Source organism: Enterobacter cloacae complex sp. HYC074_NIDB (genome assembly GCF_056673345.1).
The window spans coordinates 3465806-3477568 of record NZ_CP114214.1 but is presented as its reverse complement, the minus strand read 5'-3'; the positions used below and the strand labels follow the sequence as shown (position 1 = coordinate 3477568).

General features: G+C 55.3%; 11 protein-coding genes. 3 read left to right on the top strand and 8 right to left on the bottom strand.

The features are described 5' to 3' along the window. Positions 1-65 precede the first annotated feature (65 nt). The 3 genes from oqxR to O1724_RS16850 all read right to left on the bottom strand — a co-directional run bounded on the left by oqxR (position 66) and on the right by O1724_RS16850 (position 2778). Positions 66-545: an efflux pump transcriptional repressor OqxR gene (gene oqxR, locus O1724_RS16860; protein ID WP_003860591.1), complete on the bottom strand. Its 480-nt coding sequence runs from the start codon at positions 543-545 to the stop codon at positions 66-68. A gap of 167 nt (positions 546-712) precedes the next feature. Next, positions 713-2101 carry a sensor histidine kinase gene (locus O1724_RS16855; RefSeq protein ID WP_032609820.1) on the bottom strand — a complete coding sequence of 463 codons (1389 nt, stop codon included), beginning with the start codon at positions 2099-2101 and terminating at the stop codon, positions 713-715. Further along, a complete protein-coding gene (locus O1724_RS16850; RefSeq protein ID WP_022651566.1) occupies positions 2101-2778 on the bottom strand; it encodes a response regulator in 678 nt (225 codons plus the stop codon). Before O1724_RS16850 ends, O1724_RS16855 begins: the two co-directional genes overlap by 1 nt. Before the next feature lie 203 nt (positions 2779-2981). Between O1724_RS16850 and O1724_RS16845 the strand changes: the two genes are divergently transcribed. Continuing rightward, the gene (locus O1724_RS16845) at positions 2982-3818 is read left to right on the top strand and encodes a MipA/OmpV family protein (protein WP_126296759.1); all 837 of its coding nucleotides are present in this window, start codon (positions 2982-2984) and stop codon (positions 3816-3818) included. A gap of 129 nt (positions 3819-3947) precedes the next feature. Here the strand turns inward: O1724_RS16845 and O1724_RS16840 are convergent, their stop codons facing one another. From O1724_RS16840 to O1724_RS16830, 3 genes are read right to left on the bottom strand one after another with little or no spacing between them, the layout of a single operon-like run. Continuing rightward, positions 3948-4694, bottom strand: a complete 747-nt coding sequence (locus tag O1724_RS16840; protein WP_058659067.1) for an alpha/beta fold hydrolase — start codon at positions 4692-4694, stop codon at positions 3948-3950. 10 nt (positions 4695-4704) lie between these two features. Next, positions 4705-5172 (bottom strand): DUF6130 family protein, encoded by a 468-nt coding sequence (locus O1724_RS16835; protein WP_003860582.1) that lies wholly within the window; start codon positions 5170-5172, stop codon positions 4705-4707. A 51-nt stretch (positions 5173-5223) separates the two neighbouring features. Next, the gene (locus tag O1724_RS16830; protein WP_045330471.1) at positions 5224-6453 is read right to left on the bottom strand and encodes an MFS transporter; all 1230 of its coding nucleotides are present in this window, start codon (positions 6451-6453) and stop codon (positions 5224-5226) included. A 97-nt stretch (positions 6454-6550) separates the two neighbouring features. On the opposite strand from O1724_RS16830, the gene O1724_RS16825 reads away from it, so the two are divergent. Beyond that, entirely contained in the window at positions 6551-7441 is an 891-nt protein-coding gene (locus tag O1724_RS16825) for a LysR family transcriptional regulator (RefSeq protein ID WP_032609815.1), read from the top strand. Here the strand turns inward: O1724_RS16825 and O1724_RS16820 are convergent. Next, positions 7438-7608, bottom strand: a complete 171-nt coding sequence (locus O1724_RS16820; RefSeq protein ID WP_017383512.1) for a YfgG family protein — start codon at positions 7606-7608, stop codon at positions 7438-7440. The genes O1724_RS16825 and O1724_RS16820 overlap by 4 nt on opposite strands. 368 nt (positions 7609-7976) lie before the next feature. On the opposite strand from O1724_RS16820, the gene O1724_RS16815 reads away from it, so the two are divergent. After that, a complete protein-coding gene (locus O1724_RS16815) occupies positions 7977-10217 on the top strand; it encodes an EAL domain-containing protein (protein ID WP_126296758.1) in 2241 nt (746 codons plus the stop codon). A 4-nt stretch (positions 10218-10221) separates the two neighbouring features. Here the strand turns inward: O1724_RS16815 and ppx are convergent, their stop codons facing one another. Continuing rightward, positions 10222-11760 (bottom strand): exopolyphosphatase, encoded by a 1539-nt coding sequence (gene ppx, locus O1724_RS16810; RefSeq protein ID WP_032609813.1) that lies wholly within the window; start codon positions 11758-11760, stop codon positions 10222-10224. Between the last annotated feature and the right edge of the window lie 3 nt (positions 11761-11763).

The following is an 11763-nucleotide window of genomic DNA, read 5'->3' as shown; positions in this document are numbered from 1 at the left end:
ACGTAGCAGATAGCAAAAAGCCACCTTCACAATGAAGGCGGCTTTTTTTTCGCAGTCTGTCAGGATTAAGGCGCTTTTTTATGCTGCGTACAGAGTTCCGGCACCGGATCGCACCCGCTGGTATCGGCTTTTTTCACCTCTTCCAGCGCGCTGGCGACGGTATGGCGCGCTAAAACCGCTAACGAAGCCTGCTCCGCTTCATCAGCGATTGATTTGAAGTACCAGCAGGCGTTGGCGCTGACCACGCAGCGGGCCGGGACGTCAGGACGGGACGCCCACAGCTTTTTATCTTCAGTGACGGAAAGGTAGATATCACGCAGGGTAATCTCTTCCGCCGGGCGGCCAAGATGAATAGAGCCGTTGCGGCCAAGCGTGGAGACGATAATGCCGTCGCGGGCGAGAGGAACCATTAATTTGCGGATAAAGCTCGGATTCGCTTCCAGGCCGTAAGCCAGGATTGCACTCGTCGAACGTTCACCCGATTGCTCCGCCATCGCTACGCTGAGAACCATCTGCAAAGCTGTCGGGAAGCGGTAATCTAACATTTTTCTGTCCTGGGTTGCGGTGAATCTTGTTCTTTTTGGCACCGCAGAGGTGAATAATCAGTAAGTAACAATATAACAAATACGGTAATTTTATTGAAGCAATCTGCGGCATACGTGAAGTAACGCTGCGCTGACACATGTCAGGACGTGTAGCGCCGGGTTTACGTTCATGCGAACGCCGGATTCGGGAAATCAACGGTCACCATAAGACCACCTTCGGCTGACGTACTCAGATTGACCCTGCCGTTGTGTTGCTGCGTAACGGCTTTGACGATGGCAAGCCCCAGTCCACTCCCGCTTTGGGTCTGATTAGGATCGCGGAAAAATCTGTCGAACACGCGCTCCCGCAGTTCAATCGGGATACCGGGGCCCGCGTCTGAGACGCGCAGCTGAGCGCACTTATCACGCGATTGCAGTTGTACCTCAATGCGTCCACCCTCGGGGCTGTACTTCACGGCATTCTCAATTAAATTGTCGATCAGCGACACCAGACGTTCCCGAATGCCTGCGACATGGATTTCATCGTCGGCGAAGAATTCAAACTCAATTCTGCGTCCGGACGCCAGCGGTTCCAGGGCAGCCATTCGCTCCTGAATAAGCGTTGTCAGCGGCACAGGCGACATCACCGTGCTGATGTGTGCTTCGCTGTGCATCATCAGCAGAAGCTGATTGACGAGACGCGCAGCACGGCTATTGCTGCGAACAATGCCCGCAAGCAGTTCCTGCTGGCTTTCGCTGATGACCCAGGACTGCAATGCCTCGACGTTGATCCGCATCGCGGCCAGAGGCGTACGCAGTTCGTGAGCGGCATCGGCAATAAACATTTTTTCCCTTTCGGCGCTTTCCCGCACCCTGGCCAGAAAGTCATTAATCGCGTCGACCGTCTGGCGAAGCTCTCTGTGTCTGGGGACGGCTTTTAAAGGCGAGAGATCGTCCGGCGTGCGCAATGAAATTTCATCTACCACCTTGTTCCAGGGGCGCATCGCGATGCGGATGGACAGCCACGCGGGGAACAGAAGAAAAGGGATGCATATCATCAGCGGCATGACGTAGTAGCCGCGCGAGTTCAGATAGATAAAGAAATTCCAGCTACCGGCAGGGGTAAAAAGGGTGACCTCCACGTCGGAGTGCGCGGATTTGAGGGTACGGCTTGTCCATGTATGGTCCTCACTCTGGACATGCTGCATGACCCCCAGACGGCTATTTTTTACCCCCGTTGGCGCACCATCCGAAGAAAAAATAATCTCGTTATTCTTGCGAACAATGAGGTTGATGGACAGCTCCGGGTCTTCACCGCCGCCATAGCCCTCCCGCAGCGCCTTGCTGAACGCTGCCAGCACGGCATTACGCGCCTGCGGGCGATCGTCCATGCTCTCTACCAGGGAAAAAACGGTTTCGTAAGTCTCATTGCCCGTCAGTATGGGAGGACTACGCAGGTCTTCCAGCAAAATGAAGGTTAAAAAGAGACACCAGAGCAACGTAAGCAGCAGCATCTGGGCGACCAGCATTCGCCTGACCAGTGTGGGAAGCCTGAGGTGGTGCCAAAAATTACGCATCAACCTGCCGCCTTCTGAACGGGTACGGTATCAATGACATACCCAACGCCTCTCACCGTTCGCACAAAGCCATCGCCAATTTTTCGCCGCAGGTTACCCATATGCACATCAAGTGCGTTGCTGAGGTTTTCTTTCGTGCCAAATAACCTTTCTTCCAGATACCGTCGCGTAAGCACGCGATCGGCGCGCAGCATTAACGTTTCAAGCAGCGCATATTCGCTTGCCGTCAGCTCAACGTGGCGTGCGCTCACCGTTACGCGACGCGTCGGAATATGAAGCGACAAACCGCGAATTTCTATTGCCTCATTTTCAAAACCGTAACTGCGCCGCGCAAGGGCTCTCACGCGCGCCAGCAGTTCGGCGAGAACAAAAGGTTTGACCAGATAATCGTCTGCGCCTGCATCCAGACCGCACAGGCGGTCCTGTAGCGTGCCTCGCGCCGTCAGGATGATGACGGGGACGCCCTTAAGCTGTTGACGCAGGCGCGTCATCAGGCTCATGCCATCGCCATCGGGCAGCCCCAGGTCTAGCAAAATAAGTTCCGGCACGCAGATCCCAAGCTGATGCAGCGCATCCTCTTTGCGGCGTACCCATATGACATCAAATCCTTGATCTGCAAGGGCGATACGTACGCCATTGCCGAGATCCAGGTCGTCTTCAATTAGTAGAATTTTCACATTGGTAACTGTATCAACAGTGCATGAAGAACAACTGAAGAAAAAACGGTATCAGGAATTCTTCAGGGTTTACAGAACCTTCACTTGCTTCAGCATTTCTTCATTTACGGCTCATAAGAACCTTAAGGTGAGTATTCAGAATGAGCGCTCTGGCGTTTAACACCGCTTGTATCGCAATTATCTGAATCCAAAGGGCTTCTTTAATGAGAAACATCACACTGCGTCATAGTTTCCCCCGTTCACGCATCGGTCGCAGCATGAAAAGCATCTTGCCAGGGGCCGTCCTGGCGTTACTGGCTACCACGGCCCTGGCGGCAGATCAGCGCCAGGGCAACGTGTTAACCCTGGGAGGCGGCGTGGATGTTGCGCCACGCTATTCCGGTTCGGACAAGAGCCGGGTCTCTGCGGCTCAGGTGGTTGATTACGCGATGGCAAATGGTTTTTTTGTCAGCACCACGCGGGGGATCGGCTACGGCAACAGCTTTGGTAACCTGGACTACAATGCAGCGCTGAGCTATCGCGCTGGACGTAAGGATCGCGACGTAAGCAGCGATTCGATCGCCTCCGGCAGCGACGACGTGCGGGGAATGGGTGACATTAAAGGCTCAGCTATCGTTGTGCCAGGGCTGGGGTACAGGGTGACTGACTGGCTGACCGTGCAGTTGCAGGCAGAGGTTCCGGTTTCGGAGAGAGACAATGGTGAGGCTGTGCATTTCGGCATTGCCAGCCCGTTCTATACATCTCCGAAAAATGCGTTAACGCTGGCGCTGACCGGTAGCTGGGGATCCAGTAAGTACGTGCAAACCTATTACGGGGTGAATGCCGCCCAGTCGGCCGCATCGGGTTTTGCCCGACACGATGCCGGATCGGGACTATATGCGTATTCGCTGAACCTGGACTGGACTCATAAGCTCACCTCCCGCTGGAGCCTGCTTGCCGCAGCTGGCGTTACGCAACTGACGGGAGAGGCAGGCGATAGCCCAATTGTTCAGCGAAAAACGTCTCCTGTGGGAAGTTTGAAGGTGACGTACAGCTTCTGATGGTTAAGAGAGGGGGAAGGCGCGTTTGTGACAAAACCGCACATAACCCCGTTGCAGGAGCCAGAAGTGCATAAAGCCCGCAGGATGGCGTGGCCCGAAGTCGGACCGTTCATCATGCGGGCTTTTTTATCAATGTTGACCCGATAACGCCTGTTCAATCGTACGGGTAACGACGTCCGGCTGGCTGACCATCGATACATGGCTTGCCGCTACCTCCGTGGTGTTGGCGTTGATTTTCTTCGCCATTGCGCGCTCAAGCTCAGGATTGATCATCCGGTCATTTTTGCTGATCACATACCAGCTCGGTTTGTCATGCCAGGCGGCATGCGCGACTTTCTCCCCAAACGCATCGGCCTTAATAGGGCTTTGCGTCGCGGCAATCACGCTGCGCTCAACGTCCTTCACGTCAGGGGCAAAATTCTCGCTGACCGCTTTTGTCGGCAGATATAAATACCCCTCTGACGTTTTAGCGAGGCTGGCGCTCCCTGGCGGAGCAGGATAACTGTCTGCCAGATCTGCGGTCGACTGGCCGGAATCCGGCGCAAAAGCGGCAACGTAAACCAGAGACTTCACCCGCGCATTATTGCCCGCTTCGCTGATTACCGACCCGCCCCAGGAGTGCCCGACCAGCACAACCTCGCCATGAGCCCGGGCGATAGCACGCTGCGTGGCGGCGACATCATCTTTCAGAGACGTGAGCGGAAGTTGTACCGCAATGACCTCGGTATGGTGTTTTTGCAGCCGGGTAATCACCTTATTCCAGCTGCTGCCGTCGGCAAACGCCCCGTGCACCAGCACCACGCTGGCTTTCGTCTCTGCCAGCGCGCTGGTGGAAACCGCCAGCAGCGCCGCTGTTAATACAGACAATGCTTTCATAACAGGCTCCTTAAAAGTGGTGAACCGCGGCGTGTGGCGGCACGGTGAATTCAACGGTTTTATGGTCGATGGGCTTATGCGTCGGGTCGGCAACGATGATGGTTACCTTGTGTTTCCCGGCGGGCAGCCCGACCAGGATCACCGGCTCGCCGCTGGTATCAGCCCAGTGCCAGGGCGCGTCATCCACCACAACGTGAATATGGCCGATACGCGGAGTGACTTTCAGCGCGTCGGGTCCAAATACAGGTTCAATGCGCAGGTTTTCGACGCGGTACTGAATAAAGACTGCACCTTTACTCAGCGGTCCCGCCAGCGGTGGGTCGACGATCAGTTTTGCTGGCGGCTGGGGTTTTTCCTGCGGCGCTACGGCGGCCGGGCCATTAACATCAGCAGCGCTCAGGCCATCTAACGGTGCGGCCAGTGCGCCAGCAAAGGACGTCAGCGCAAATACAGGAAGCAGGAAATATCGACGAATCATCTGTGTCTCTCCTCATCAGTTTATTATGGCGAGGGATACAGAAGACCATTTTTATGTATCGGGGATGTTTGCTTCTGCGGGCGTTTTGTACCGGTTTGTCAGCGTAGCGCTCGGGATACAGTGCGATACAGTTTGTTTGCCTGGGCTGCGCACGAGCGCCACTGCGAACCCCGCAATGACCAGCGTCAGTCCTGCGGAAACCCACATTCCGCCTGTTATACCCAGCGACTTATTCAGCCACGCATACGCAAACGGAGAGGCGGCTGCCATCAGTTGGCCTGGAATAAGCAGCAGCCCGGTGCGGCTGGCATAGCGCTCTGTACTAAACAGTTCCAGGGGTAGCGTCGCTTTGACGATAGTCACCAGCCCGTTAATGGCACCAAAGCCGAACACAAATCCGGCGGCACACCAGGCCAGCATGTCGCTGCTCAGTCCGATGAGAAAACAAAGCGGCATGGCGAGCGCAGTGAAAAGCGTCAGTTTTAGCGGAGTGAGGCGCGCCCCTGCCAGCACCTCCATAAGGCGTGCACCGGTCTGCCCCATTCCCCACAGCATGCCGACGGCGACCGGCAGGCCGAAGCTGGCGATAAATTCGGGAAGGTGGGTAGAGGTGCCGTTAGAGACGAAGGTGATGAGAGCAATGAAGGTTGCATAAAGCCAGCCGTTACGCCTGTCATGAGGGGAAACCTGCGTACATGCTTTGGGCTTGACCGTAAAGCGCTGGCGCGGGAAGCGCCGAAGAAGCAGGGCACTGAGCAGACCGAACAGGGCGTAGATCTTCAGCGCATCCTGCCAACCCATCACGTTCAGTAAGGCGTCTCCCAGCGGCCAAAAGACAGCGGACGCCAGCCCGCCCGCCAGGGTGACACGAGAGATTGTCCTGCGTGCCTGCGGTCCGTATAGGTTCACAAGAGCGGAGAAAAGCGCATCATACAGCGACAGGCGCATCCCGATGCCGGTCAGCAACCAGGCGCCATACCAGCCTGAAAGTGTGGGCGTAAAGGCCATTGACAGACAGCTTACGGCGATCAGCAAGGTCCCGCTCATTACCACCCTTTGTCCACCAAAACGCGCCAGCAGAGGAGCGACAAACGGCGAGACAATAGCCATAACCAGCATGGCCAGCGTCAGGCCGAGATAGATTTCGGGGGACGACCAGCTTCGGTCTGCTGTAATGGCATGAGCAAAGGTTCCCGGCATGTAAAAGGAGATCCCCCAGTTAATGAGTTGATTACATCCCGCAGTGAGCGCAAGACGGCGAGGGAGTGCAGGTGTTTCCATTATTTTTCATTCCGTTAGGCAGTTGTCCCGAGCATACAGGGCGCGGTATTGTGCTGGCAGAGCCGTATCCTTATTCACCCTATAAGAGAAACTTTGCATGACGACGCTCAATCTGGGACACCTCGCCACTTTTCGTCTGGTCGTTCAACGCGGCAGCTTTTCTGCGGCAGCAGATGTAATGGGTATTTCCCAGCCCGCCGTCAGCCTGCAAATACGCCAGCTGGAGCAGTTTCTTCAGACGCGGCTGATCGAACGTACGGGGCGTGGAATCAAAGCCACTGCTGCCGGTGAGGCGCTACGGGTGCACGGTGAACGTCTTGAACTGGCGGTTGAGGAGACAATTCGTTCGGTTAGCGCATTCAATCAGGAAGTGAGCGGCACCATCACGCTTGGCACGGGCGCGACGGCCTGTATTCATCTGCTTCCAGCGCTGTTGCAGCAGCTTCGTGAGGAGTATCCCCTGTTACGGATCGGAGTGACGACGGGAAATACGCCAGATATCGTCAGGGCGATTGAGGAGAATCGGCTGGATATGGGGCTGGTCACGCTACCGGCGAGCGGTCGTACGTTGGCGATTATGCACGCGATGGAGGAAGAGTTTGTCTGGATTGGCGCGCAGGTTCAGCCGGAAGAAGGGGAGCAGTTTACGCCAGACTCTTTATACGCTCAGCCGCTCATTGCGTTTGAGTCGGGCAGCGGTACGCGAACGTTGATTGACGGCTGGTTTGAAGCCCGCGGACTAGCCGTCTCACCGGTTATGCAGCTTGGCAGTATTGAGGCCATCAAACGCATGGTACGTGCAGGGCTGGGCTACAGTATTGTGCCGCGAATGGCGGTGGAGCATGCCGACGACCGGGAGGGATTACGCGTTCAATCGTTAACGCCCGTTCTGCGCCGGCAACTGGCGATAGTGATGCGTCAGGATAAGATCCTCAGCAAAGGGATGACGGTAATTATTCGGCTGTTACAGCGTGAACATGGACGTTAGCGCTCGGGCGAATCCACAACGAGGCCTGATTGCTGCGACTGAATTTTGTCCTGATGGTGATACCAGGCGCCAATGGAGGAATAAACAAAGCGGCCAAAGAAAAACAGGAAACTGATGAGCAGTATGATGCGGGTCATCCGGGTGTTAAATCGATGTCGTTTTCGCATACGCGTAGCCTGACTCACTTTCTTTTCCTGAGTATACCCTTTTGGGCGATACGGCTATTAAGGCACAGCCGCAAGTCTGGGTCAATTCGGCGAAATGTAAAATACCGTCAATGCTTACATTAATTTATGTTATTAAAAACAACGCTTTTATTTATCGCATTGATAATTACAGGAAAAATATTCAAAAAAAACGTAAGAAAGGTTTATTCAGATAAATTAATTTGATTTAGGTCAACCGCATCCCGTCGTTGATATTTAAAATCCCTCCTCCACTGTGCTTGCCAGGAATTTTCCGGGCAACGTGTACGTCAGGTTGGATGCCTGTCTTCCTTTACCCTCTGGAGCGCAAGGGTTGTAAACGAGCATCTATGAATATTCACCACATCCTGAAGCAAAATAAAGACCGCTGGTGGGCACTTCCTCTTATTTTACCCGTCGTGTTACTCCCGGTACTAAGTGTGGCTAATACCTTAACGCAGCTGGGCGACGGTATCGTTGCGCTCTATTATCTCCCGCTCTCTTTTCTGCTGGCGCTGATGTTGTTCTTTGGCCTGGAAGCCCTCCCCGGGGTGGTGGTATCGCTATTTTTACGTTATTACCCCTCCGTTGGGTTATTTGAAACCGTGGCTGGCATTCTGCATTTTATCGTTCCTCTGGTGCTCAGCTGGGGCGGTTATCGCGTATTTGCGCCCCGGCGCAATATGACCGCTTACGGTGACATACGTCTGATGGGGCAGCGTATTTTCTGGCAGGTGTTTTGTCCGGCAACGCTTTTTCTGGTGCTGTTTCAGTTTGCGGTTTATCTCGGCATTTATGAGAGCCGCCAGAGCCTCGCGGGACTAAATCCCCTCAATATTCGGACACTTATTAACTATCAGGGGCTACTGGTGAGCGGGCTGACGGGCGTGCCGCTAAGCTACCTGCTGATCCGCCTGATACGGCATCCGCGCTATATCAAGGGACTGATGTCCCAGCTCCGCGCGCAAATAGACAAAAAGGTGACGGCCGTTGAGTTTGTGGTGTGGTTTTTAGCCCTGGGCGGGTTGCTGGTCATGCTGCTGCTGCCCATGAATGCAAACAGTTCCATTTTCAGTACCAACTATACCTTGTCCCTGCTGATGCCCGTGATGCTCTGGGGGGCGATGCGCTTTGACTACAAGCTGATGTCACTCATCTGGACGCCGGTCCTGCTGGTGTCGATTCACTTTTTTTATCACTACATTCCGGTGCATGAGGGGTATGGCATTCAGCTGGCGATCACCTCATCCAGCTATCTGGTCTTTTCCTTCGTTGTGACGTACATGTCGATGCTGGCGACACGCCAGCGCGCCATCAATATTCGCTCCCGCAGTCAGGCTTTTCTCGATCCGGTGGTGCATATGCCCAACCTGCGGGCGCTGTCGCGCGAGCTGGCCAGTCATCCGTGGTCAGCGCTCTGTTTACTGCGCATGCCCGAGCTGGAGGTACTGGGACGCAATTACGGCGTGATGCTGCGGATCCAGTATAAACAGCAGCTGGCGCAATGGATAAACGGCACTCTTCAGCCCAACGAGCGAGTCTATCACCTCACCGGGTATGACATGGCGGTGCGTCTGGATGCGGAGTCGCATCAACAGCGCATTGAGACGCTGGACGAGCATATCAAGCAGTTCGTTTTTGTCTGGGATGGTATGCCGGTACAGCCTCAGGTCGGCATAAGCTATTGCTATGTGCGCTCACCCGTCAATCACCTCTATCTGGTGCTGGGGGAGCTGGGCATCGTGGCCGATCTCTCCCTTTCTACCAACCACCCGGAAAATCTTCAGCAGCGCGGGGCTGTTCACTTGCAGCGTAGCCTGAAAGATAAGGTCGCGATGATGAGCCGTTTACAGGCCGCGCTGGAGCAGGACGCTTTTACCCTGCTGGTTCAACCCGTTCGCGGGCTGCGCGGCGATTGTTATCACGAGGTGCTGCTGCGAATGCGTGATGATAATGGGGCGCTGATCTTTCCCGAACAGTTCCTGCCCATAGCACAGGAATTTGGTTTATCGTCGCGTGTCGATTTATGGGTACTGGAGCGTACGTTGAGTTTCCTGGCACAGCACCGCCAGCGGTTGCCGGGCCAGCGCTTTGCGATCAACCTCGCACCTTCTACCGTCTACCGGGCGCAGTTCCCGCTTGAAGTGAGCCGCCTGTTAGCTAAATACGCCGTTGAAGCATGGCAGTTGATCTTTGAAGTGACCGAAAGCAGCGCCTTTGGTCATGCGGATCTGGCGGCGTCTACCCTCAGGAAATTACAAAAAATGGGCATCCGGATCGCCATTGATGATTTTGGCACCGGCTACGCCAGCTATGCGCGGTTAAAAAGCGTGGACGCCGACATCCTCAAAATCGACGGCGGTTTTATTCGCAATATTGTCAGCAACAGCCTGGATTACCAGATTGTGGCTTCTATTTGCCATCTGGCCCGGATGAAGAAAATGCTGGTGGTGGCGGAATATGTGGAAACAGAAGAGATACGTAGCGCGGTGCACGCGCTAGGTATCGATTATGTGCAGGGCTATTTGATTGGGTTGCCGGCTGAGCTTGATACGTTGCTCGACACGGAGCCTTCTCAGGAGAGCGCCTGAGCCGTTACGCTGCCGCCTCTGAACTCTCTTCTTCAATCTTCAACAGCCAGCCGGTGACCGCTTCCCAGTACTGCTGCTCTTTTTCCAGATCCAGCAGTACCAGCGCGTTCTGGCTGAACCAGTCGTGCGGGAAGCTCAGCGTCCAGTGATAGTCATCCGTTTTTAGCTTCAGCGTCGGCGGCGTGGTGGTCGCCTGTCGCTGATTATTGAGCAATACGCCCAGGCGCAACAGCTGAATGAGCGGCAGGAACTGCTTTTTCTTAAACAACGTAAAGCGCGGCAGATCGTCGAGCTTGATGGCTTTGCGGTGATAGCGGACCAGCGTCGCCATCATGGTTTGCTGCTCCTGGTTGAAGCCAGGCAGATCGCTGTTTTGCAGAATATAGGCTGAATGGCGATGCATTCCGCTGTGGTTAATGTTCAGCCCCACCTCGTGCAGCATGGCGGCCCATTTTAACAGTGCGGCCAGCTGCGGATGCGCCAGCTTAGGATTTTGCTCCTCCCACTGCTCGTACATCTGCACCGTGGTTTCGAGAACGCGCTTCGCCTGTTCACGGTCGATGTTGTACTGGTTGGCCAGGCTCTGCGCGGTACGGCTGCGAATATCCTGATGACGGAAACGTCCTTCCATCTCATACAGCACGCCTTCACGCAGGGCGCCGTCAGAGAGACGCAGCTCTTTGATCGCCAGCGCGTCAAACACGCCGCAGAGGATCGCCAGCCCCGGTACGAACACGGCTTTACGTTCGTCGGACAGACCCGGCAAACTCAGGGCGTCGAAGCTCTTATGCTTAAGCACCTCTTCGGTGAGTCTCACCAGGCGCTCAGGCGTAATAAACCCGTCTTTTTCACCCATCGCCAGCAGCACTTCATGGGCCGCTTTAATCGACCCCGATGCGCCCAGCGCCACGTTCCAGCCCTGAATACGGTATTGCCAGGCCAGATTTTCCAGTTTTTGTACGGCGGCCATGCGCGCGCGCTGGAAGTTTTCGCGGGTGATGACGCCGCCCGGGAAATACATCTGCGCGAAGCTGACGCAGCCCATACGGCGGCTTTCCACCAGACGCGGCTCGAAGTCTTCGCCAATCACCAGTTCCGTGGAGCCACCGCCGATATCAATCACCAGCTTGCGGCCTTTTTCCGGCTGCGTATGCTCCACGCCCATAAAAATCAGGCGCGCTTCTTCGTTACCGGAGATGATCTCAATCGGGTAGGGGATAACCTTTTCCGCGCGCTTAAGAAATTCCGGCGCGTTCAGCGCCTGGCGTAGCGTATGCGTTCCAACGATGCAGACGCTGGACGGTGAAAAGCCTTGCAGACGTTCTGCGAACAGCGACAGGCAGTTCAGCCCGCGCTCCATAGCCTCTTCGCTCAGCATGTTACGCGCGTCGAGACCATCGGCCAGATGCACACGCTGCTTCAGACGACCGATGATCTGCATCGCGCCATCCACCTCGCGGGCGATGACCATATGGAAACTGTTTGAGCCAAGATCGACCGCAGCGAACTCCTGCGGGCGTGGGGTATTATCGTTTATTGGCATAGG